Genomic DNA, 25,965 nt, shown 5'->3' on the forward strand with positions numbered 1-25,965 from the left:
AGGTCCATTTCGCATCCTGAATGATCCTAAAAGCTCTATCCTGGGTCTGTACTACTAGTTCAATTAGGAGCGTTATGAAGACGATTAAAGTTGCAGCTGCGATCATTCAAAACAATGGGAAGATTCTCGCAACGCAGCGGAACTACGGAGACTTTGCAGGCGGTTGGGAATTCCCTGGTGGAAAGCTTGAAGACGGCGAAACGTCTTTGGATGCTTGTAGGCGCGAAATCCTTGAAGAGCTCGAAGTGGAGCTTTGCGATGAGGAATTTCTTACGAAGGTCGAATACGACTATCCGACGTTTCATCTAGACATGGATTGCTACCTCTGTAAAATCGCACGCGGCGAGATCGTCTTGCACGACCATAGCCATTTGGCATGGGTTGGGAAAGACGACATCGATTCTGTGGAATGGCTTCCTGCGGATGCCGGCTTGGTCCCTATGCTTAAGGCAAAGCTTGCCTGATTGTTTTAATTGACGATGTAGTCATATTCGACGCGTCGTACCTGTTCATCCATTTTGAATTCAACGGCGAGGATCGGAAGGTCTTCGCCCTTGTTTCCTTTGATTGTGGTCGGAGCAATCTTTTCAGGTTTGATTGTGCCCATGTAGTAATGGTCTTGCCCTTCGCCATCTTCTTTTTTCACAAATAGATGAATCCTGGTTTTCTCAGGGTCGTACTCCTGAAGCATTTTGCCCTCTTTGGAGTCGAGGCCCACTCTGCTCCTGGTCATCCAATGAAAAACGTCCCTTGTTTCAAAATGGTCGGAGTATTTCGTCGACTCCGAAATGTCATCAGCCTTCTCGTAGGTGACAAAGACCAGCCAGTCGTCGTATTTGAACGTGTATCCGAATATGGTTCCGTGCTCATCGTGTTCCCAGCAGGCGAGGCGGCATGCATCTTTTCGTGAATACCTTTGATACAGCGTGAAAGGCCGATCGTTGAAAGGCTTGTGATAATCTCTCTCGTGGATGCGAAAAGCGGCAAGGATTACGTCGATCGTTTCCTCAACGAAGGCCTCGTTGCTGAGTGCTTTTTCAAGCTCCGGCGATCTGGAAATCACGCTGTTGCTGACGGAGCAAAACGGGGCGTATTTCTTTGTGGCGCTGTCGCCGAAGAAGCTCAAGTCCAGCACTCGCGTCGCCGAAAGGGCCTGCATTTTTGCGGATTCGAATGTGAGTTCGCAATCGGTTCCGGAGGATTTTGAATTATCAGCGATTTTACGTGCGAGCTCGTTAATGGTGATGCTCCTGTTTTGCAAGAGCTCATCAATCAAGATCAGCTCGGCTTCGCGTTTTCCATCTGCGATCTCCCTGCAAAGGAGCTCCATGAGTTTTTCCTCGTCAATCGAGAAAACCTCGTTGTACTCCTTCTCGTATCTAACAAGGAACTGGTGGTATGTGCGAACGGTGTCATTCTCAAAAATGATAGATGGATCGATTGACCCGTGATCTAAGAAGTCTTGCAGCGTAGGGATAGATCCGATCTTTGCGCGCAGCTCCTTATACGCATCTCGAATCATTGATAGCTTGGATAGATTGGTTCGGTTGATGTTGTCGATGATCCGTTCGGTGGAGATTCGGTCGAAAGAGACCGTGGACGATCCGGGTATCTCGCAAGATCCGTTGGATATGAGCTTGCGAAGTTTTTCTTTGCTGCCGCTCCGCTCTCCGAACAGTGCGATCGGGATCAGATAGTTCTTCTGGTAGTTTCCGATGAAATCGATGACCACGACGTACTCTTTGCCTTCAGAAGTGCGAAGCCCACGTCCTAGCTGTTGTACGAAAACGATTGCCGATTGAGTGGGCCTTAGCATGACAACTTGATTGACGGCAGGGATGTCGATGCCTTCATTGAATATGTCCACTGTGAAAATATAGTCCAATGCGTTTTCGTCGTCTTCGTCCTGCTCGAGTCTTTCGATTGCGTCGTCGCGCAAGGCCTCGCTGGTGGAGCCCGAGAGCGCAACGGTTTTATAGCCAAGGTTGTTGAATTTCTGGGAGAGCTCTTCAGCTTCTTCAATGCGCGAGCAAAAGACCAGGCCATGAACGCGTTCGCCGGAGTAACCGTACTTATTGATGGCGTTAAGGACATGTCTCACTCGTTCGTCGCTTACAAGCCTATTGAAACTCGCGTCTTCTTCCAGCAATTCGCCATCAATGCAGACTTCTGCAACTCCGAAATAATGGAAGGGAACCAAGAGGTTGTATTCGAGTGCGTCATTTAGCCGAATCTCATAGGCGATATTGTGGTCAAACAGTTCGTAGATGTCGAAGTCATCCGTTCGTTCCGGCGTTGCTGACATGCCAAGGATGAACTCAGCTTCGAAATAATCCATGAACCGAAGATATGAATTGGCGCCAGCACGGTGAACCTCATCAACGATGATGTAGTCGAATTCATCTTTTGCGAACTTCTCGAGATTCTCCCGCTTTGCGAGTGTTTGCACCGTAGCAAATATGCAACGCGCATCAGTTGTCTTCTCGCTTCCGGAGAACATTCCGAATGAGTACTCCTTGCTGGATAGAACGTTTTGGAAGCTTTCCATCGATTTGCGGGCGATTTTATTCCGGTGAACAACATATAGAACCTTCTTGGGAGAGAAGGCTTTCACGTCGAACGCTGATAGGTAGGTCTTGCCGGTTCCTGTTGCCGAAATCAGCAACGCACGGTTTTTACCCTCGTCGCGGAGTTGGGCAAGGCCGGCAAGCGCTTCTGTCTGCATGACATTTGGTCTGATCATTTTTTCCTGGGGTGTGTAATAGAACGATCTGACCGCTTGCTTCCGATATTTGTCGTAGTGTTCCGCGTATTCTGCCAGCCAATCATCGGTTAGGACTGACGTAGCTTCGTGGTTCCAGAGACGGTTGAACTCAAGCTGGTAATCTTTTGCAAGTTTCCCGTTTTCGGCGCTCGTGACCGAAAGGTTCCACTCCTGATTAGATGTAAGTGCCGTATCGGTAAGGTTAGAGCTGCCGACAATGAGCTTTTTAAGCTCGCCATGTTTGAATAGATAGCCTTTTGCGTGGAAGCTCCCGTTGTAGACGCGAGTTTCGATATTCTCGTAATTCAGCAAACGCCTGAAAGCATCAGGTTCGTTGAATGTTAGATACGTACCTGTTAAGACCCGGCCTCTAACACCGCGTTCTTCCAATTCGTCAAGTACGTTCGCTAATAAGATGAGTCCACTGGTGCGTATGAAAGCGACAGAGATTTCAAACTCGTCGCATGCACTGAGTTCGCTGAGAACGTGGCTCAGCATCTTCTCGCCAGCCTTGTGGTCGTTGATTACCAACGCAAGCTGAAGGTCTTGACGCGAATCGTGCCTATGGTTGAAGAGGGACGTTTCGACCGACTCATGCAAATCGTTTATGATGGCTGCCGTATTGTGCATAGATGCTCCGTTTCAGACTCGTCTTGATTCAGGTTAAAGCTCAAGGGGACATCAAGCAAGATCGTTCTTCATGATTCTCGAAAACGAGTTTGTGCGCCATCGGATTAAAGGAGATTTGCAGACCTATCCAGGCCATCGAACTGGGTTTTTAAACCCCTAAATAGCAGGGTAAAACAGGATGGAGCGCCAACGAACGTTGGGTTATTGTCGCTTACATTCGAAAAGACTGTCCTAAAAATGACTTAGTGTCCATAAAGAAGGACACGCGTGAATTATATAAAGCCTACAATCCATGGCAAGCCGGCAACGTAAGGAATCTAGTGAAACGAGGCAGCTATGGACAACATCCCCAATCCTCAGCCGATTATGCCCCCGAGCGGGCAGACGTATTACGACCCCAATCAAGAATTCAATTACAACACGCCGCCGCAGAAAGAGAAGTTCTATCGCAAGACCTGGTTTGTGGTTCTGCTCATGATTCTGTTTCCTCCTATCGGCATTGTTCTGGCCTGGGTTTTTAAGAAGCCTACAAATCAGGTAGTGCGCATTGTTCTCACGGTATTGGCCGTGCTGATTATGATTGGCGCAGTTGCGGGTGGCGGATCCAGTGAGACAACCGAAAGCAGCACGTCGACTTCGGACCAGCCTGCGGCAACCGAATCGGCTGCCCAGGAGAACAAGGCCGAAGTTGAGGCGCCGGAGCCGGAGCCCGAGCCGGTGGTTGAAGAGCCGACGCTCGAATCAATTACCGCGCTATACCTTGGCGACACCGAAGAAGGTGCTACTGTTACGGCAGAAGACGTCACCGTGACCGGCACGTATTCTGACGGAACGGAAGAAGAGGTGACTGATTTCACGCTGGATGACGAACCTACGCTCGAAGCCGGCCAGGTGGTCACGGTTGTGGTAACCGCAGAAGATTGCACGTACGAGATGAGCGTTGCCTGCACAACACCGCTTAAAGAGGACTATGTGGCTACGTGCGAAAGCGTCGATTACGATTCTCTTGCCCGTAACGAGTCCGATTGGGTTGGGGTGAACGTAACCGTTACCGGTAAGGTCATACAAGTAATGGAGGACTCTTCGGGGAACCTCTACCGCATCGACATAACCGACGAGGGCAACGGATTCTGGGATGATACCGTGCTCGTGGCCATTGACGCCGAGAAGCTAGAAGACCGTATTCTCGAAGACGACGTCGTGACCGTGTATGGCACATCGACGGGCCTCTACACATACGAGACGGTAATGGGATCAACGATGACGGTGCCTTCGATCATGGCGGAATTCATCGATTTCGAATACCACATCGACTAAGCATTGCAACCGAATGGGGCCTGCAAGTGAATTGCGGGCCCCAGTAGGCCAGCCCAGGCCCATGCGTCCCGCGCGCAGTTCCGCACGACGCGAAATGTCCAGTGGACATTTCGCCAAAGCAGGACTGTTTGAGCACGGGGCGCATGGGCCTGGGCGGGACGACGGGACAAGGGGAGAGCTTAACCGGTTGCGTAAGATTTGTTGAGTGTCCCAAGAGTGAGCCACATGACATATTCTGTAAACCTACTATTGCATCAACGCGATAACTCTTACGGAAGGGGCTTAACCATGATTGATTTCAACAACAGCGCATTCTTTAAGATGTCTCGCATCGACCCTAAGAAGATCGTCGGCGACGTGCAGCCGCTGATGGTGCAGAACGAGCAGATCGTCGGCGCCTACAAGGCCATGCGCGACTACGTGGTGTTCACCAACATGCGCGTCATCGCCGTCAACATCCAGGGCGTCACCGGCAAGAAGAAGGACCTCACGTCGCTGCCGTATTCGAAGATCTCGGCGTTCTCCGTTGAGACCTCCGGCACCTTCGACATGGACAGCGAGCTGGAAATGTACTTCAGCGGTCTGGGCAAGGTGAAGTTCGAATTCACGGGTTCGAGCGACATCGTGCAGATCGGTCAGATCATCAGCGCGTACAGCCTGCGATAGGGAAGAGGACGCCGTCCATTCTTATTGCGCAATGCGCGGGCAGGCGCAGGAGCATACTGAACCTGTCGACGCGGGTTCCTGTACCTCCGCCCGCAGAGATAACCTCCACATCATGAGGGAGCGACGTGGCTGTCGCTCCCTCGAGCTTTTTCGGGCGGGGTTTTCGCGCTGCGCAGGTCGCTTCGGTCCGTCGGGAAAGGTGCCGATGCGGGGTTTGCTGGCCGTTGTCAAACCATGATTTGGTATTCGTGCGTCGTGCGTGCGATGGGGGATGGGCGAAGGCGTCGGCCAATACTTAGCTCCGTTTTGCAGCTGCAGAAGGCGGCTACTGGCGCGAGCCCATCTGGCGCGACCACTCCAGCAGGTCGCGGCGAACCTGGCGCACGCGCTTGCTGGGCACAGGCAGCTTGTCACCTGTGGTCAGATACAGAATCTCGCGCTCGAGGCGCCGGACGTAGGCGGGGTTGACCGCGTAGCTGCGATGCACCTTCAGCACCACGTTGTCGAGCTGCTTCACCACGTCGCCGAACGAGCTGCGCAGACGTATGGAGCCCATGCGGCAATGCACGTTGGTGTACTGGTGGTCCGCTTCCACAAACACGATTTCGTCGGGGGTGAGCCAGTGCGTTGTGCCCTGCGCGTCGCTGGCCTGCAGGGGTAGCTGCGAGCGGCGGCGTTCGCCTGCTACGTCGGGGCGAAGGTCCGTTTCCCCAGAGGGGATTGTGCCTGACTGGACGCTTTCCAGATGCAGCGAAGCGTCTTCACGAACGCGCCAGCAGATCGTGTGGAAGGCGTCCGGACCTTCGGTCGTTGCGTCCGGATCGAAAGGGGAGCAGCTCACCTGCACGGTGTCCGCTTCGGTTTTCGTCACGCGGCATGCGAGGGCGTCGATTGCCGCAGGTGCATCGGGATGCAGGACGTGCAGCAGTTCGCGGCTGGCTTGGACGGCCTGCTCGGCTGGGTTCGCCGTTGGTTGCGACGGCTGTTTTGCATGCGTGTGCCAAACGAGCGGCATCCGCTTCCTCCCAATACGTTCCTGCGCCTGACAAATACCCTAATGTTGGTTGACCATTATAGTAAAACGTCAGCCAAGCAAATACCATGTTTCAATGACCAACGAAAAATATAGAGTTAGATATAGATACATGTATACAATTTGACTAAGAACATTTTTGGCACGCATATAACAAATCGTGATTTGACACTTTGAAAATGGTGACGTGAGCCTGAAAAACCGCATCCGCCGATGCCCTGCGAAATAGCCGCGCGCGGGGCTTGGCTCCGCTACTGCAGCGTCTGCGTTTGGGGATGGGATCCATCAATCCGAAAAGGTGTTTTCGATGGCGAAAAGCTGTCCGAAAACCAGTACAGGTAAAGCATAAAACGGGGCGCTTGTGGCAATACTCGCGGATCGAATTGCAACTTGGATTAAATGAGCCGTGCCGCACCCTGGATGCTCGCCGTATTCAGTCTCGAAAGCAGGACGTTCGGTCACAGTTGAACCTAGGTTGAAATCGCTATAGCTATCATTCAAGACTAGGTTTCTAGGCAACTTGGGCATACGTGTGCCTTGCGCACGGCCGAACGTTGGAAGGGGCCGAAAGAAGGTAATGGCCGGACGGGACGGGATCCGTCTGGTGAAGGAAGTCTTGAAGGGGACGTAACCGTAGGAGAGTGGTAGGCTCATGTTGGAAAAGTCATTCGTCCACATAAGTCGAGACACGCGGCAGTTGGCAAGCAAAGCGCTTGCTATCTTGCTGACCATCTCGCTTAGCATGATGACATGGAATGCAGCGTCTATTAGCACGGCGTTCGCAGGTGAGAATGACGAAAGTCTCACCGTGACGGACGACACGTTGCTCGTCGATGGCGACGACACGCAATCCGATGGGGAGGAGGTAACCACCACACCGGAGAGCGAACCTCCAGCTGAGTCTGAGTCCGCGGCAGATCCCGAGTCCGCGGCCGAAGAGCCGGAAGCATCTGAGCCCGAAGCTCCCGCGGTTGACGAAGATGCTGAAGCTGACAGCGAGGCCGCCCAGCCTGAAGCTGCCGCCGACGAAGAGGCCGAGGAAACCGCCGGAACACTTAATGATAGTTATGACGGCGTTGCGGTCACGGTCAGCGATCCCAACGGGACGCTGCCAGCAGACACCGAGCTTGTGCTTGGTCCGAGCAGCGTGACCAAGGAAGACGCGCAAGCTGCTTTCGAGGATGAGATCGTCGACTTCAAGGCAGTCGACATTTCGTTCGTTGATAAGGACGGCAAGCCCGTTAAGCCCGCAGAAAACGTGAAGGTTACGCTGTCCGGTGCAACCGTCGCCAGTGGCCAGACCCTGCACGTGCTGCATGGTACTGAACCCATCAGCGCCACGATCGACGGCGGCAGCGCCACGTTCGAAACCAAAGACTTCTCTCCCTACGCACTTGTTGTGACTTCCCCCGTTAACGATAAGGCAAAGCTGGCCGCCACCCGCGACGCGAAGGCCGGCGAAGATGAAGCGACTGAAGAAGGCGGCGAAGAGGCTGCACCCGAGACTTGGACGGTGACGTTCTACGACAGGAACGCCAACGTGGTTAATGCCATCGAGGTCGTGAAGGGCGAGGCGATCGGCGACCTGCCCGATGTTCCTTACTACGAAGACAACACTGGCGTGTGGTACGTTGGCTCTTATGACAATTACGGCACCCCCACATATGGAGAAGGTCCGATCAGCTCCACTTACATTCCTACTGAGAATACGTCTATTATTCCCAAGTACGAGCTGATTAACTACACTGTCACCTTCTATACGGATGAAACCAAATCCAAAGTCGTAGATACCAGGACGGTCAACGCCGACTCTAATTACGGCGTGAATGACATGCCTACTGTCCCCACAAAGACCGGCTACAGCAGTAAGTGGGTCTACAGCGGTGGCGACTTCGACAACACCGTAGCTGTTTCTGGTGACACCGACGTCTGGGCTGACTACACCCAGAACACCTTCACCGTCACCTATATGGTCGAGAGTGAGCCCTATCAGACCGATACCTATTACTACGGTGACGTCATCACCTCCGAAGACCTTCCTTCGGATCCCGCAATCGAAGGCAAGCAGTTCATTGGCTGGCGCCTCAACGATGCTGAGTTTACCGGCGGCGAGGTCAAGTCCAATTTGACGGTGACTGCTGAGTTTGAGAGTGAATACAAGGTGTCCTTCACTGTTGAAGACACCGGCGAGGTTCTTTCCCAGTACTACCGCAACGACGGCGAAGCTATCGGTACTATGCCGCAGAATCCGTTCGTTGCTGGCAAAGTATTCGAGAAGTGGGTTGATTCGGAGACTGGCGAAGAGGTTACTGCAGCCACCGTCGTCAACGGCGATATGACCGTTGTCGCGCAGTTCCGTACCATTGACATCTATAACATCAAGGCTGAGTACTACTACCTGAACGACCGTGGTGAAGAGGTCATCTTCAACACCGACCTTATTCAGACCGACAAGCTTCCGTATACCATCACGGCTCCGGCATCTACACAGACTGACAGCACCGAGGTTTCAGGTGGCCCGGTTTACTATGCGACCAACCAGGTCGTTGAAGTCGCTGCAGATGACTTTGACGGCGATACCGCCACTGTGCGCATCGAGTATGTCGAGCACACCGCCGAGTACGACTTCGTGTACATGCTCAAGAACCTTGATGGCAACGGCTATACCGAGATTGATAGGACCGAGGACGTCAAGGGCGTTCTTCACTCTACGGTGACCCCGACTGTCAAGAGCTACGATTATGCGGCATTCGAGAGTGCCGAAACCGCGGAGATTACCCAGGCCACTGGCCAGGAAGTGCATGTCTACTACACCCGCAAGAACTTCCCGGTGTCTTACGACTCTACTGGCGGTAGCTACGTTGCTGGCGCGACTGTTCCATATGGCACCGAGTACACCGTCTCTTCGGCTGATCCCACTCGCGACGGCTACACCTTCGAAGGCTGGTACTTGGACGAAGCCTGCACTAAGGCTGCGGGTTCTACGGTAACCGTGAACGGCGAGACCACGCTCTATGCCAACTGGGAGGGCGACGAGGTCGATTACACAATCGTGTACATGTTCGAAAAGTACAACGACACGGGTACCCAGTCCTCTTACGTGTATGACAACTCAAGGACGGGCACCGGAACTGTTGGTACAACGGTTCAGGCGTCTTCTGCTCCGTCTGTTACTCGTACTGGTTGGGAGGTCGACACTACAAAGAATGCCTCTTCCAGCGTGGTCATCGCTGCTGACGGCAGCTCGGTCTTGTACGTGTACTACAAGCTGACCGAGTACACGATGACGTTTGACAGGAACCACCAGAGCAGGGTGAGCGACTACATCATCAGGCCCAATGGCACGACGACCACCAACACCTACAGCTTTAATGTGAAGCTCGGCCAGGACATCTCGAGCCTCTGGCCCTCTGCCGGGAGCAACTATTACTCGTTCATGGGCTGGCAGAAGAACGGCCAGGGCACGAGGTACGTCACCAAGCAGCTCATCATGAACACGGACCTGCTGCCGTCGAGTGGCAAAACGCAGAACTGGAAGGCAAGTTGGGGAAACGCGTATACGTTCACCGTCAACTACTACCTCCAGAACGCGGACGATGACGGCTACACCCGCTCCGAGACGTACAGCCAGACCTACAACGCGGACTCCTACGGCATCACGCCTAAGGTCATCAGCGGCTACACCTTCGACCACGGCAACAACGAAGACTATACATTCACGTACAACCTCTACTACAACCGCAACACGTACACCATCGACTACTACTACGGCTCCACCAGACTCGACACCATCAGCAACGTGAAGTTCGACGCCAACATCAACAAGGCGCCCTACATTTGGACCCCCACGGCAGAGCAGTGCGGCGTGGACTCCGACTACACCTTCGCTGGCTGGTACGCCGACTCTGGTCTCACCACGCCGTACAACTTCTCGACCATGCCCGCGTCCAACCTGGTGCTTTATGCCAAGTGGACTCCGCCCACCTTCGACGTCACGTTTGTTGATGGCGAGGACGCCTCAACGGTCTACAGCACTGTCGAGGACGTTGCAAAGTACAGCATGGTTTCCGCTCCCTCCGAGACTCCGTCCAAGGACGGCTATGTCTTCGACGGTTGGTATACGACCGCAGATGGTAGTGAGCTCTTCCAGTGGACGACGCAAATCACCGAAAACACGACCATCTATGCGCACTGGACGCCAAAGACGCTGTCCTACACCGTCAAGTATGTGGATCAGGCTGGAAACGACGTTGCCTCTCCGAAGACCATCACCAACCCGACCTTTACTGTTGGTCAGGAGATTACTGAGCAGGCGGTTGCCGTTGCAGGTTTCCGCCCGCAGGACAACAGCATGACTCTGAGCCTTTCGGGCAACGACACTGACAACGTCATCACCTTCGTATACATTCCGAAGTCGGAGACGACCAGCTATAAGGTTCGTTACGTCATCGCTGACGGTGAGACTGGCGCCGGTACTGCAGTTGCAGCCGAGAAGAACCTTACGGGTGTCCCGGGTGACACCACGTCTGTCATCGAGCTGGCTGCAGCGGTCGACTATGACGCGCTGTATGAGGCAGTACCCGAGCTGAACGGCGTGGAGTTCTTCCCCGACGCGGTCGAGAAGGAGCTCGTTCTGGCCGCTGACGAGGCTCAGAACGTTCTTACGTTCTACTACTCCAGCTTCAAGAACGTTAAGGTCACCGTCAACTACGTTGACATGAACGGCGACCCGATTCCTGGCATGGATTCGCACACCGAGGTTCTGAAGGTCGGCAAGACCTTCACGCTCGCCCGCACGCCCATTGCTGGCTGGGAGCTCTATGCCGCCGTTGAGGGAAGCGGCACTACTGGCACTGCTGCCGGCAGCAGCTACAAGATCACTGACGAAGTTGCTGCTGGCGACGGCCTGACCTTCACGCTGGTCTACCAGAAGAAGGCCACCATCACCGTGAACAGCCAGAGCAGGACATACAACGGTGAGGTGCTGACGCTTCCTGCAGCCCTGAACGACCAGGTGACCGTCGAGGGTCTGCTCGACAGCGACACGCTGACCGCCCTTGAGTACACGTACACTAACGCCGACGCCGAGAACGGTCGTCGCAACGCCGGCACCGCCACGGTGACGCCGAAGAACGCCACCATCATTGGCAAGGGTGCAACCAACTCGAACTACTACAAGGTTCGCTACATCAGCGGCACCCTCGAGGTGACCAAGATCAACGTTACCGTCCGTATCGAGCCTGACCGCTGGACTGGCGCGAAGTACAACGGCACTGAGTACAAGGCTGGTTTCACTAACAGCAACAAGCGTGTCGAAGACTATATCCTCATAAGCGACGACGGCTATGCGAACGCGCATCGTAATGATATCTGGAACACTATCAAGGGTCTCGAGGGCGTTAACGAGGGCGGCGCTGGCCTCGGCTATTACGGCATCGCCAAGACTGACGCTGGCGACTACACCTACAATATTGGATTCACCGACGCCATGCTGCCTGAGGACAACAACTACAGCGTGAACCTGTTTGTCCGCTCGGGCCGCCTGCAGATCCTGCCTGCCGAGCTGACGGTTACCACGGGTTCTGCTGAGAAGGCCTACGACGGAACTGCGCTAACCAAAGACGAGGCGAGTCTTCGCGGCCTGGTTGCTGCTGACGAGGGCAAGGCTACCGTCGCCGCTACAGGCACCATCACCGATCCTGGTTCTGCGCCCAACAGCTACACCATCACGTGGGGCGATGTTAATCCTAGCAACTACACCATTAAGGAAAACCTCGGTACCCTTACGGTTACGGAGGCAACCCTGAACGTCACTGTTGCCGACAAGACCGTCACCTACAACGGCGAGGAGCAGAATGGCTATGCCCAGACCGATTCCTCGGAGTATACGGTTACCGGTCTTGCAAATGGCCATACTTTGAACATCGAATACACGCCCGCCAAGGGTACGGATGCGGGCACGTATGAGAACGGGTCGTTTGCGGAGACGTTTACCGTCACTGATGCTGATGACAAGGATGTCACTGAGTACTACACGCTCGGCATTCTGACGCCTGGCAAGCTGACGATTGAGAAGCTGCCTGTTGTCGTTACTATCGTGGGCGAGCACGAAACCAGCGTTTACGATGGCATTACGCACGGTGTTTCCGGATTTACTGCCGAGGCCGATAATTCGCTTTCCCTACAGTCAACCAACGTAGGCGTGACCGCGCTTGCGCGAGCTGCGGAAAGTGGCGTCGGCCATGAACAAATGGCGGAGCACCCTTTCCACTTTGGGCCATTTCTCCTCGGCCCGCTTGACCCTGAACAGGTACGCGTACCAGTTCAGATATGACTGCAGGTTCTTGACGTCCATGCCGACGTAGCCGTGCAGGTAGCGCCTGATCCAGGAGCACAGGTTGTTCACCATCGCCATCTTCTCGAGGTACTCCGGGTCCTTCGTGTCGGCCTTGTAGGGCCGGTCGACGCCCTTCACGGCCTTCACCAGCGACTTGTGGGACTTCTCCATGTCGTGGAAGATCTCGGAGCCCTCGGCGATGCTGGCCTGCAGCGCGTCCTTGATGCGCCTGGCCGAGGGCTTGCCGTGGCCGCAGCGCACGGCGACCACGTTCTTGTGGACGTCGATCGCGACCGCTATGCAGACCTTGTCCTTGCTCAGGCCCCTCTTCGGCCTCCAGCCCGGGCCTCCCTTCAGGTCGGAGTCCGTGACGTACATCTCGTCTATCCAGACCTTGTCCCGCAGGACGATGCGGTCCTGGTAGCCGTCTATCGTGCTCATGACCCGGTGGCGCCACTCCCAGGCCGTCTGGTGCGACATCCCGCAGAGCTCCGCCGCAGCGTCGAGCTGCACGTTGTAGCACATGAGGCGGATGAAGAGGACCCATGCGGACAGGGGCTTCTTCGAGGATTCGAATATCGTGCCGGCCAACGACGTGTACTTGCGACCGCAGTCGCGGCATTCCCAGAACCTGCGGCCGGCACCCGTGCGGCCTCGGCCGACGGTCTCGCCGGAACCGCATCTCGGGCACGGGGGCCGGGGCCTCCACTCGTCGGCAGCCTCGTCGTAATCTCCGACGCCGACGGACTCGCGGCACCTTCTCGTCTCGACGGCCTCTTGCAAGAGCGCGAAATCGCCCTCATCGAGGGCGTTGACCCGCTTCGCGAACGGGTTCGTACGGGTGGACATGGCGGTATCCCATCCGCCCAGGCGCCCATCCGATCGGGATCGTCGCCAAACAATGGACCGGATGGGCACCTGGGCTGATCATTGTTTGGCTCCGCCATTATAGCCTTTTGCACAGCACGGCGGCCGACTGCTCGGGAGTGCCTAGCATGCCTACGTTGGTTGACTGTAGGATTCGCTTTATATAGTTGAGGGTGATGGTCGTTATTTCGACACACGGGACACTCAGTCCATGGCAAGCCAAAAGGATGTTGGAACCAACACCATGGGCTTGACTGACGAAAACTTCGTCAACAACAACAATAACTTCAACGTTACCTTTGTAGTCACTGACGGCTATATAACCATCACTCCGGCCCCCGTCACCATCACTACCGGTTCCGCCAGCAAGGCTTACGACGGCACGCCTCTTACCAGTTCTGAGGCGAGCATCGCTGGTCTGGCTAGGAACGAGACGGTGACCCTAACGACGACCGGCTCCCAGACGCCGGTTGGGTATTCCAGCAACACCTATAGCATTACGTGGGACAACGCCAAGGCTACCAACTACATCGTCACCGAGAATCTCGGCACGCTGACCGTGACCAAGAGCGACGTAAAGGTTGTTCTCACGGCCCCGAGCGATTCCAAGACCTACGACGGCACCGCGTTGACCTGCGACGGCACCGGCGAGAAGAAGGTCACGGCCACCGGCCTGCCCGAGGGCTTCACGGTTGAGGCAACCGCGACCGGCTCCCAGATCAATGCCGGCGAATCTGCTAACGTCGTGAACGATGGCTATGTCATCAAGGACGCTCAGGGTGAAGATGTTACCGACAACTTCACCAACGTGGAGAGGGTCGACGGCAAGCTGACCGTCAACAAGGCCCCCGTGACCATCACGACAGGCTCCGACTCCAAGGCCTACGACGGCACCGCCCTGACCAAGGACGAGGCGTCGATCAATGGTCTTGTGAACGACGAGACTGCGACTGTCACCGCTACGGGTACCATCACCGAGGTTGGCAGCACGTCCAACACGTACAGCATCGACTGGGGCACCACGAACAAGGACAATTACACCGTAACCGAAAGCCTTGGTACGCTGACGATTACCGAGAACTCCGATGAAGTGACCTTGACCGCAGCGAGCGACACCAAGGTTTACGACGGTGCCGCTTTGGCTAACGCGACCGTCACCGCCTCCGGTCTGCCCGAGGGCTTCACTTGCGAGGCCACTGCTTCTGGCAGCCAGACTGTTGCTGGCAGCAGCTCCAATGTTGTGAACGACGGTTACGTCATCAAGAACGCAGCGGGCGAGGACAAGACTGCTAACTTCACCAACGTGAAGAAGGTCAACGGTACCCTGACCGTTACCGAGAAGGGTCTCACCATCACGGCCGGCTCTGACACCAAGGTGTACGACGGCACCGCGCTGACCAAGGACAGCTACACCAGCACCGACCTTGCGACCGGCGACAGCATCTCGTCCGTCACCGTGACCGGCTCGCAGACCGTGGTCGGCAGCTCCGACAACGTCCCGAGCGCGGCCAAGATCGTCAACGCGAACGACGAGGACGTGACCGCGTCCTACAACATCACGTACGCCAACGGCACCCTCGAGGTCACCAAGAAGACAGTCACCATCACGGCCGACTCCGACACCAAGGTGTACGACGGCACGGCCCTGACGAAGGACTCTTACACCTATACTGCCCTGGCCTCCGGAGACAGCATCTCGTCCGTCACCGTGACCGGCAGCCAGACCGAGGTGGGCAGCTCCGAAAACGTCCCGAGCGCCGCGAAGATCGTCAACTCTGCGGGCGACGACGTGACCGCCAGCTACGAGGTCACCTACGCAAACGGCACCCTCGAGGTCACCAAGAAGACAGTCACCATCACGGCCGACAGCGACAGCAAGACCTACGACGGCACGGCCCTGACCAAGAACAGCTACACCAACACGGACTTGGCGGTCGGCGACGTCATCGACTCTGTCACCGTCACCGGCTCTCAGACAGTTGTCGGCACGAGCAATAACGTGCCTTCTGCCGCTGTCATCAAGAACGCGGCCGGTGCAGACGTGACCGCATCCTACGAGATTACCTACGTGAACGGCTCGCTCGAGGTTACGGCTAAGACCCTTACGATCACGGCCGTCAGCGACACGAAGGTGTACGACGGCACGGCCCTGACCAAGGACTCCTACACCAACACGGCGCTGGCCGAGGGCGACTCCATCGAGTCCGTCACCGTCACCGGCTCCCAGACCGATGTCGGTACCTCCGACAACGTCCCGAGCGCGGCCAAGATCGTCAACGCGAACGACGAGGACGTGACCGCGTCCTACAACATCACCTACGCCAACGGCACGCTCGAGGTGACGAAGAAGGCCGTCACCATCACGGCCGGCTCCGACACCAAGGTCTACGACGGCACGGCCCTGAACAAGGACAGCTACACCAGCACCGATCTCGCGTCCGGCGACTCCATCGAGTCCGTCACGGTGACCGGCTCTCAGACGGTTGTCGGCACGAACGACAACGTGCCCTCCGCTGCGAAGATCGTCAACGCGGGCGGTAAGGATGTCACTTCCTGCTACGAGATTACCTACGTCAACGGCACCCTCGAGGTCACGAAGAAGGCCGTCACCATCACGGCCGACTCCGACACCAAGGTCTACGACGGCAAGGCTCTGACGAAGAACTCCTACACCAACACGGACCTGGCGGCGGGCGACTCCATCGAGTCCGTCACCGTCATCGGCTCCCAGACGGTCGTCGGCTCGAGCGCAAACGTCCCGAGCGCCGCGAAGATCGTCAACGCCGCGGGCGAGGATGTCACTTCCAGCTACGATATCACCTACGCCAACGGCACGCTGATCGTAACCAAGAATGTCGGCGTCACCATTACGGCTGACTCCGCCACAAAGGTCTACGACGGCACCGAGCTGACCAAGAACTCCTATCAGGTCGCTGGTCTTGCAGAGGGAGACTCGGTCGAGTCCGTCACCATCACCGGCTCGCAGACTGTGGCCGGCTCGAGTGACAACGTCCCGAGCGCCGCGAAGATCGTCAACGCCGCGGGCGAGGACGTCACCGAGTCCTACGAGATCATCTACGCCAACGGCACCCTCGAGGTCACCAAGAAGGCCGTCACCATCACGGCCGACTCCGCAACGAAGGCGTACGACGGCACGGCCCTGACCAAGGACTCCTACACCAACACGGCGCTGGCCGAGGGCGACTCCATCGAGTCCGTCACCGTGACCGGCTCCCAGACGACCGTCGGCAAGTCCGACAACGTCCCGAGCGCCGCGAAGATCGTCAACGCCAATGGCAAGGATGTCACCGCAAACTACACTATCGAGTATGCCAACGGCACCCTCGAGGTCACCAAGAAGGCCGTCACCATCACGGCAGGCAGCGACACGAAGGTCTACGACGGCACGGCCCTGACCAAGGACTCCTACACCAACACGGCGCTGGCCGAGGGCGACTCTATCGAGTCCGTCACCGTCACCGGATCTCAGACCGTCGTCGGCAAGTCCGACAACGTCGCATCCGCTGCAGTCATCAAGAACGCGGCGGGCGAGGACGTCACCGCGTCCTACGAGATCACCTACGCCAACGGCACCCTCGAGGTCACCAAGAAGGCCGTCACCGTTACCATTACCGGTAACACCGACAGCAAGGTCTACAACGGTGCTGAGCAGAGCGTCGAGGGCTACGAGGTTGAGATTTCGGACAAGCTCTACACCGAGAAAGACTTCTCCTTCTCCGGCACTGCTGTTGCCAAGGGCACGAACGTTAACGAGTACCCGATGGGCCTGGCTGAGAGCCAGTTCACCAACAACAACGACAACTTCGATGTCACGTTCGTGGTCACCGATGGCAAGCTGAGCATCACGCCCGTCACCGAAAAGGTCACGGTGACTATCATCGGTCACAATGCGACCAACCCGTATGACGGCACCGAGCACAGCGTGTCTGGCTACGATGTAACCATCGACAACACGCTCTACACCGAGGCTGACTTCTCCAAGCCCGCCCAGGCCGATGTCAAGGCCGCTCGCACCAACGTGGTCGAGGGTGAGGACGCCGACGGCCAGACCGACATGGGTCTGACGAAGAACGACTTCGCCAACACCTCGACGAACTTCACCAACGTCGAGTTCGTCGTGACCGACGGTTACCAGAAGATCACCCCGATCGACGTGACTGTCACCATCGTTGGCCACAACAACTCAACGACCTATGACGGCACGGCGCACACTGTGACTGGTTACGACGTTACCAGCATTTCTAGCGACCTCTACACCGAGGCAGACTTCACCTTCTCCGGACAGGCCACTGCGTCTCGTACCGAAGAGGGCACCACGAACATGGGCCTGACCGCTGAGCAGTTCGCGAACGCCAACACGAACTTCGGCACCGTCACCTTCAACGTGACCGACGGCTACCAGACCATCGTTCCGGTCGACGAGGTTGTCGTGACCATTACCGGCCACAACAACACTGCGGATTACGACGGCGCTGAACACAGCGTCTCCGGCTACGACGTGGAAATCAGCAACCCGCTGTACAAGGAAACCGACTTCACGTTCTCCGGCACCGCAACCGCGGCTCGCACCAACGTGGTCGAAGGCACCGACGCCGACGGCACCACCAATATGGGTCTGGCCGCTGACCAGTTCACGAATACCAACAAGAACTTCTCCAAGGTTACCTTCGTCGTGACCGACGGCTTCCAGACCATCATCCCGATTGATGTTGCCGTGACCATTACGGGCAACAAGGATTCGAAGGTCTACAACGGCTCTGAGCAGCAGGTCGAGGGCTACACGGTATCCATTGAAAACCCGCTCTACAAGGAAACCGACTTCACCTTCACAGGCGAGGCGGTCGCCAAGGGCACCGATGTGAACACCTATCCGATGGGCCTGGCCACTGACCAGTTCAAGAACAACAACACGAACTTCAAGACTGTCACCTTCAACGTGACCGACGGCTCGCTTGAGATCACTAAGCGCCCTGTGACGCTGACCTCCGCGACCGACACCAAGGTTTATGACGGCACCGCGCTCACCAAGAACGCCCAGACTGATGTGACCGTGGGTGGCGACGGCTTCGCCGAAGGCGAGGGCGCCACGTACAACATCACGGGCACCCAGACTGAGGTCGGCACCAGCAAGAATGCCTTCACCTACACGCTGAACGACGGCACGAAGGCCGCCAACTACGACATCACGACTGTCGAGGGCGACCTGACCGTGACCGCGCTCACCGACAAGGTGACCGTGACCATCACCGAGAACTCCGGCTCCGAGAAGTACGACGGCGCCGAGAAGACGGTCACTGGCTACACGGTGTCCATCGACAACAATCTGTACAAGGAAAGCGACTTCACGTTCTCCGGTAACGCCACCGTCAAGGGCACCGATGCCGGCAGCTACCCGATGGAGCTCAAGGCGAGCGACTTCACCAACATCAGCAAGAACTTCTCCAACGTCGAGTTCGTCATCGTCGACGGCACGCTCGAAATCTCGAAGCGCACCGTCACCCTGACTTCCGGCAATGCTGAAAAGGTCTACGATGGCACCCCGCTGACCAATAGCGAGGTCACCGTGGGCGGCGACGGCTTCGCGACAGGCGAGGGCGCGACCTACGACGTGACCGGTTCCAGGACTACAATCGGCTCTAGCAAGAACGCCTTCACCTACACGCTGAGCGGCAACACCAAGGCCGGCAACTATGACATCTCTACGGTTGAAGGCACGCTCACGGTGAAGAAGGTCGAGAACGAGATCGTCATCACCGCCGACTCTAACAGCAAGGTCTACGACGGCACAGCGCTGACCGACAACGGCTACACCTACACCCAGGGCATCCTGGCCGAGGGCGACGTGCTCACGGCCGTGGTCGAGGGCGCCATCACCGATGCGGGCACCGCCGACAACGTGGTGACCAGCTACAAGGTCATGCGCGGCGAGACCGACGTCACCGAGAACTACACCTTCGGCGAGAGCGTGAAGGGCACCCTCACGGTAACCAAGCGTCCCGTGACGCTGACCTCCGCGACCGCTTCCAAGACTTACGACGGCACTCCTCTGACCAACAACGAAGTGACCGTGGGCGGCGAAGGCTTCGCGGACGGCGAGGGCGCAACCTACACCGTGACCGGCACGATTACCGATCCGGGCACCGTGGCGAATTCCTTCACTTACACCCTGAAGGACGGCACGAAGGCCGACAACTACGACATCACGAAGACCGAGGGCACCCTGACGGTGAACAAGGTCTCCAAGGAGATCGTCATCACGGCTGAGTCCGACTCCAAGGTCTACGACGGCAAGCCGCTGACCAACGACGGCATCACCTACACCGAGGGCGTTCTGGCCGACGGCGACGTGCTCACGGCCGTGGTCGAAGGCACCATCACCGATGCGGGCACTGCGGCCAACAAAGTCACGAGCTACAAGGTCATGCGCGGCGAGACCGACGTTACCGCAAACTACACGTTCGGCGAGAGCGTTGACGGCACCCTTGAGGTTACCAAGCGCGACATTACCGTGTCCGTTGAGGACAAGACCGTCGAGTACAACGGCTACGAGCAGCAAGGCGAGACTAAGTACGCCTTCACGAATGTCGTTGACGGCCAGACGGCGACGATTGGCTACACCCCGTCCAAGGGCACGCTGGTCGGCACCTACGACAACGGCGCCTACGCTGACGATCTAAAGGTCGTCGACGCGGACGGCACCGACGTGACTGCGAACTACAACCTGACCACGAAGACCGCTGGCAAGCTGACCATTACCGACCGTACCGACAAGTATGAGATCGAGATCGTGGCCAACTCCAACACCGGCAACACTTACGACGGCACGGAGAAGTCCGCCAAGGGCTTCGAGACCCTGACCTTCACGGTCGACGGCAATACCTACACCGTCGAGGGCCTGACCACCTCCGATCCCGTCAGCACCGACGTCGTCACCGTGGCCAATGCCATCAGCGGCACCGCCGTGGTGAAGGACGCCGCGGGCAACGACGTGACCGACCAGTTCACGGTCAAGACCACCGACGGCAAGCTCGAGATCGCCAAGCGCACCGTGACCATGACCTCTGCTGACGATCAGAAGCAGTACGACGGCACCCCGCTGACCAACGACGAGGTCACCGTCTCCGGTGACGGCTTCGTCTCAGGCGAGGGCGCCACGTACAATGTCACCGGCAGCCAGACAGTGGTCGGCTCCAGCGTCAACGCGTTCGAGTACGCCCTGAACGCGAACACGAAGGCCGGCAACTACGACATCACCAAGGTTGAGGGCACCCTCAAGGTGACCGACCGCACCGACAAGTACCAGATCGAGGTTGTGGCGAACTCCGCCAAGGCCACCTACGACGGCAAGCAGCACACTGCCGCCGGCTTCGAGACGCTCGAGTTCACCGTCAACGGCAACACCTACACCGTCTCCGGCCTGACCACGTCCGACCCGACGCAGGCCAACGCGGGCATCTACAACAACGCCATCTCCGGCACCGCCGTGGTGAAGGACGCCGCGGGCAACGACGTGACCGCCCAGTTCGACGTCACGACCAAGGACGGCACCCTGGAAATCGCCAAGCGCGAGGTTACGTTGACCTCCGAGACCGCGACCCAGGTGTATAACGGCACGGCGCTCGAGCGCCCGAACGTCACCATCGGAGACGAGGTCCTGGCTGCTGAGGCTACCGCCGAGGCCACCGGCACCATCACCGAGGTGGGCGAGGTCACGAACGATATCGTCCTCACCCCGGGCGACGGCTACGTTGCCGACAACTACACCATTACGTATGAGCCTGGTACGTTGACGGTCACTCCGGTTACCGATAAGGTCACCGTGACCATCACCGAGCACTCCGGCGAGTACAAGTACGACGGCACCGAGAAGACCGCGACCGGCTACGACGTCGACATCGACAACGAGCTGTACACCGAGGCCGACTTCGAGTTCAGCGGCGACGCGACCGTCAAGGGAACCGACGCCGATACGTACGACATGGAGCTCACCGCTGACGACTTCGAGAACATCTCGAAGAACTTCAGCAACGTCGAGTTCGTCATCGTCGACGGCACGCTGAAGATCACCCCGCGTACCGTGGTCATGACCTCCGCCGATGCCACCAAGGCGTACGACGGCACGGCCCTGACCAACAACAACGTCACCGTTACGGGCGACGGCTTCGTGGGCAACGAAGGCGCAACCTACAACGTGACCGGCTCGCAGACCACGATCGGTCAGTCCGATAACACCTTCACGTACACCCTGAACGAGGGCACGAAGGCCGGCAACTACACGATTACGACTACGCCTGGCACGCTGACCGTGACCGCGTCCGAGAAGGCTGTTGTGATCGAGTCCTCCACCAAGAGCTGGACCTATGACGGCCAGAACCACACCGACGAGGTCTACACCGTGACCTACGACGGCGCCGCGGTCGAGGCCGACGAGTCCGGCAAGGTGTTCACGCTGCCCACCGGCGACACGCTGACCATCACCGCCACCGCCGAGGGTGTGAAGGACTACAGCGCCGACTACAGCAAGAACAACACGTACACCTACGAACTGACCAACGCCGGCAGCTACAACAGCGTCACGGCCAACGTCGGCACGCTCTCCATCGAGAAGGCCAACGTGACCCTGACCTCCGAGTCCGGAGAGAAGGCCTACGACGGCACGCCGCTGACTAAGCCCGAGGTCGAGGTAATCGGCAACGGCGCCGAGGTCTTCCAGACCGAGGTGAGCGACATCAAGGCCACCGGCTCCGTGACCACGGTTGCCGAGGGCGAGGTCACGAACGCCATCGTCTACACCGAAGGCGAAGCGTTCAAGGCCGACAACTACACCATCACCAAGGACGAGGGCACGCTGAAGATCACCGAGAGCGAAGCAGCGCTGGTGATCGGCTCCTCCGACAAGACCTGGACCTATGACGGCGCCACGCACACCGACGAGGTCTACGCCGTGACCTACGACGGCACCGAGGTCGAGGCCGACGAGTCCGGCAAGGTGTTCACGCTGCCCACCGGCGACAAGGTGACTATCACCGCAACCGCCGAGGGTGTTAAGAGCGTCGCCGACACGGCCGAAGGCAACAACACCTTCACCTACCTGGTTGACAACGCCGACAGCTACGGCGATGTGACCGCTGAACCCGGCACGCTGAGCATCGACAGGCGCTCCGTCACGCTGACGTCCGCGACCGACTCCAAGGTCTACGACGGCACGGCCCTGACCAATGAAGAAATCACCGTCGGCGGCGAAGGCTTCGTCGAGGGCGAAGGTGCCACGTACTACGTCACCGGCACGCAGACGCTGGTCGGCAAGTCCGAGAACGTGTTCGACTACACGTTGAACGACGGCACCAAGGCCGACAACTACACCATCGATACCGTGAACGGCACCCTGACCGTCACTGACGGCACCAACCCCGGCGAGGATCCCGTTGACGACGACCTGGTCGTGACCAAGAGCCACGAGGCTGGCGAGTTCGGCCTGGGCGACACGGTGACGTTCGACATCTCCGCTACCAACATCTACGAGGATGCCCGCACCATTACGCTGACCGAGATCGACGGCGTGACGCTTGCGCAGTCCGTCTTCGAGAACGTGGCTGGCGGCGAGACGGTTGAAACCACCGCGACCTACACCATCACCGAGGCCGACATCCTGAAGGGCACGTTCACGAACACCGTGACGGCTCAGGTGGGCGACATCACCAAGACCGCTACCGACACGGTGACGGCCGAAGAGATCGCCGATCCCGATCCGAGCCTGAACGTCAAGAAGGAGACGACGTCCACGCCCGCCAATGGCGAGACCTACGCTCTGAACGAGACCATTACCTACAAGATTACGGTCACCAATAACGGTAACCTGACGATCACCGATGTGAAGGTTTCCGACGAGCTGACCGAGGACGAATGGACCGTCGAGAGCCTGGCTCCTGGCGCATCCGAGACGTTCGATGCCGAGTACACCGTGACCGAGGCCGACATCCTGGCCGGCTCCGTCAAGAACGAGGCCACGGCCGACGGCACCAACCCGTCCGACGACCCGACCGACCCCGGCGAGCCCGGCACCACCGACGACCCGACCGACGAGCCGGATCCGAGCCTGAGCGTGGTTAAGACGACCACCTCCGAACCCGCCAACGGCGAGTCCTACGCGCTCGGTGAGACCATCTCCTACGAGATCACCGTCACCAACGACGGCAACCTGACCGTCTCCGACATCACCGTCACCGACACGGTGGCGGGCTACGAGGCCGAGGACATCACGTCCAGCCTGGACAAGACCGAGCTTGCGCCCGGCGAGAAGGCAACCGCCACGTTCACGCACGTCGTGACCGAGCAGGACATCCTGGCCGGCTCCGTCAAGAACGAGGCCACGGCCGACGGCACCAACCCGTCCGACGACCCGACCGACCCCGGCGAGCCCGGCACCACCGAGGACCCGACCGAGGATCCCGAGCCCAGCCTGAGCGTCGAGAAGAAGACCACGAGCGAGGCGCCTGAGGGCGGCTACGCTCTGGGCGACACGATCTCCTACGAGATCACCGTCACCAACGACGGCAACCTGACCGTCTCCGACATCACCGTCACCGATACGGTGGCGGGCTACGAGGCCGAGGACATCACCGCCAACCTCGACAAGACCGAGCTCAAGCCCGGCGAGACCGCCAAGGCCACGTTCACGCACGTCGTGACCGAGCAGGACATCCTGGCCGGCTCCGTCAAGAACGAGGCCACGGCCGACGGCACCAACCCGTCCGACGACCCGACCGACCCCGGCGAGCCCGGCACCACCGACGACCCGGTTGAGGACCTGGACACCACGCTGACGGTCAACAAGAAGATCTCCAGCCAGCCTGCCGACGGCAAGGCCTACAAGCTGGGCGAGACCATCGAGTACACGATCGACGTCACCAACGACGGCAACGTGGCCTACGAGAACGTCAACGTCGAGGACGCCGACACCGGCTTCGCCACCACCATCGACAAGCTGGCTGTGGGCGAGACCAAGACCTTCACCACCACCCACGTGGTGGATGAGGCCGACATCCTGGCCGGCTCCTACACCAACACGGTGACGGCCAAGGCCGACCCGATTGACGACCCGAAGGACCCCGAGAACCCGAAGACCCCCGAGGGTGAGGACTCCACGACCACCGGCGACGAGGACGACCCTGACGGCCCGAACCCGCCGATCGAGGACAAGAACCCGAGCCTGAGCTCCGAGAAGTCCTCCACCGGCACCATGACCGGTAAGGACGCCCAGGGCAACGCGGCCTACGCCGAGGGCGACGAGCTGACCTATACGATCACCGTCACCAACGACGGCAACCTGACCGCCTCCGGCATCACGGTCGTCGACGAGAAGCTCGGCTACACCGAGGACAGCCCGTTCGTCTACGAGGGCACCATCGCTCCTGGCGAGACCGTCGACGTCCTGACCCAGAACTACACCGTGACCGCTGAAGACGTGGCCGCCGGCTCCGTGTTCAACGAGGCCACCGTCACCGCCACCACCGAGGGCGGCGACCCCGAACCGGTCAACCCGACCGATGAGCAGCCTGTCGAGGTCATCTTCACGATCATCTACGACCCGAACGGCGGCAACTTCGACGGCAGCACCGACAACGTGATCGTCCATGCCAAGTACGGCGAGGTCATCACCATCATCGAGGCGCCTGTCCGCGAGGGCTACGTGTTCGACTACTGGTTCGGTTCCGAGTACCAGCCCGGCGACGCCTATACCGTGACCGGTGACCACACCTTCACGGCCCAGTGGGTGGCCGAAGAGAAGCCGGCGCCGAAGCCCGAGCCCAAGCCTGAGCCCAAGCCCGAGCCGAAGAAGCTGCCCCAGACCGGCGACAGCGTCCCGGTCGAGCCGCTCGGCCTGCTGGCACTGTCCAGCCTGGCTGTGCTCGTCGCAGCCGGCGCCAAGCGTCGTCGCATGATGGAGGAGTAACGCCATCAGCCTGACGACGAGGGAGGTCAGCCTCCCGTAGGCACCGCCACCGCCCCGCATTTCAACCGATTTGCGGGGCGGTTTTTCGGAGCCGATGCGTGCGGGGGAGTCCCGACCCGGGAGCTTTCCGCACCGGCGAGGGAAGTTCCGCGTTGGGAGCTTTCCGCACCGGCGAGGGGAGTCCTGACCTTGGACGCTTTCCGCACCCGCGGAGGCAGTCCCGACCCGAGCGCTTTCTGCAACCTGGAGCGAATCCCAGCGACGGGCGTTTCAGTACCGCGAACGAATCCCGGCCCAGGGTGCCAGCCGCACCGCGGATTCCGAACGCTCGGCTGTCAAGTTTTTGTCGATTGCGGCCACGCTGCCGCAGAATGACG

The 25,965-nt window shown here is 58.4% G+C and carries 7 protein-coding genes and 1 pseudogene; 5 read left to right on the plus strand and 3 right to left on the minus strand.

Translation table 11 applies throughout. The features are described from left to right. Positions 1 to 74: 74 nt before the first annotated feature. Complete coding sequence (locus tag SHEL_RS05605; RefSeq protein WP_012798281.1) at positions 75 to 464, plus strand: (deoxy)nucleoside triphosphate pyrophosphohydrolase; 390 nt, start codon at positions 75 to 77, stop codon at positions 462 to 464. 5 nt (positions 465 to 469) lie between these two features. Here SHEL_RS05605 and SHEL_RS05610 read toward each other — a convergent pair whose 3' ends face one another. Then, on the minus strand, positions 470 to 3,394 hold the full coding sequence (locus SHEL_RS05610; protein ID WP_012798282.1) for a DEAD/DEAH box helicase: 2,925 nt from the start codon (positions 3,392 to 3,394) through the stop codon (positions 470 to 472). 336 nt (positions 3,395 to 3,730) lie between these two features. Here SHEL_RS05610 and SHEL_RS14265 point away from each other — a divergent pair, with 336 nt between their 5' ends. Beyond that, positions 3,731 to 4,711 (plus strand): hypothetical protein, encoded by a 981-nt coding sequence (locus SHEL_RS14265; RefSeq protein ID WP_012798283.1) that lies wholly within the window; start codon positions 3,731 to 3,733, stop codon positions 4,709 to 4,711. Positions 4,712 to 4,999: 288 nt separating this feature from the next. Continuing rightward, entirely contained in the window at positions 5,000 to 5,377 is a 378-nt protein-coding gene (locus SHEL_RS05620; RefSeq protein WP_012798284.1) for a PH domain-containing protein, read from the plus strand. A gap of 325 nt (positions 5,378 to 5,702) precedes the next feature. Here SHEL_RS05620 and SHEL_RS05625 read toward each other — a convergent pair whose 3' ends face one another. Continuing rightward, on the minus strand, positions 5,703 to 6,392 hold the full coding sequence (locus tag SHEL_RS05625) for a LytTR family DNA-binding domain-containing protein (protein ID WP_012798285.1): 690 nt from the start codon (positions 6,390 to 6,392) through the stop codon (positions 5,703 to 5,705). A 1,987-nt stretch (positions 6,393 to 8,379) separates the two neighbouring features. Between SHEL_RS05625 and SHEL_RS15585 the strand changes: the two are divergent. Further along, positions 8,380 to 11,247: pseudogene (locus SHEL_RS15585) on the plus strand (InlB B-repeat-containing protein); the annotation flags it as partial. 1,350 nt (positions 11,248 to 12,597) lie between these two features. Here the strand turns inward: SHEL_RS15585 and SHEL_RS15590 are convergent. Next, positions 12,598 to 13,596, minus strand: a complete 999-nt coding sequence (locus SHEL_RS15590; RefSeq protein WP_012797493.1) for an IS1595 family transposase — start codon at positions 13,594 to 13,596, stop codon at positions 12,598 to 12,600. A gap of 229 nt (positions 13,597 to 13,825) precedes the next feature. On the opposite strand from SHEL_RS15590, the gene SHEL_RS05640 reads away from it, so the two are divergent. Beyond that, positions 13,826 to 25,588: a DUF7507 domain-containing protein gene (locus tag SHEL_RS05640; RefSeq protein ID WP_012798287.1), complete on the plus strand. Its 11,763-nt coding sequence runs from the start codon at positions 13,826 to 13,828 to the stop codon at positions 25,586 to 25,588. Positions 25,589 to 25,965: the final 377 nt, after the last annotated feature.

It is taken from the genome of Slackia heliotrinireducens DSM 20476 (genome assembly GCF_000023885.1).
In the GTDB taxonomy this organism is placed as follows: Bacteria; Actinomycetota; Coriobacteriia; order Coriobacteriales; family Eggerthellaceae; genus Slackia; species Slackia heliotrinireducens.

Excerpts from the sequence above, each read along its gene's own strand:
- SHEL_RS05620 (WP_012798284.1), top strand. The coding sequence starts at position 5,000 with ATGATTGATTTCAACAACAGCGCATTCTTTAAGATGTCTCGCATCGAC.
- SHEL_RS15590 (WP_012797493.1), bottom strand. The coding sequence starts at position 13,596 with ATGTCCACCCGTACGAACCCGTTCGCGAAGCGGGTCAACGCCCTCGAT.
- SHEL_RS05625 (WP_012798285.1), bottom strand. The coding sequence starts at position 6,392 with ATGCCGCTCGTTTGGCACACGCATGCAAAACAGCCGTCGCAACCAACG.
- SHEL_RS14265 (WP_012798283.1), top strand. The coding sequence starts at position 3,731 with ATGGACAACATCCCCAATCCTCAGCCGATTATGCCCCCGAGCGGGCAG.
- SHEL_RS05610 (WP_012798282.1), bottom strand. The coding sequence starts at position 3,394 with ATGCACAATACGGCAGCCATCATAAACGATTTGCATGAGTCGGTCGAA.
- SHEL_RS05605 (WP_012798281.1), top strand. The coding sequence starts at position 75 with ATGAAGACGATTAAAGTTGCAGCTGCGATCATTCAAAACAATGGGAAG.
- SHEL_RS05640 (WP_012798287.1), top strand. The coding sequence starts at position 13,826 with ATGGCAAGCCAAAAGGATGTTGGAACCAACACCATGGGCTTGACTGAC.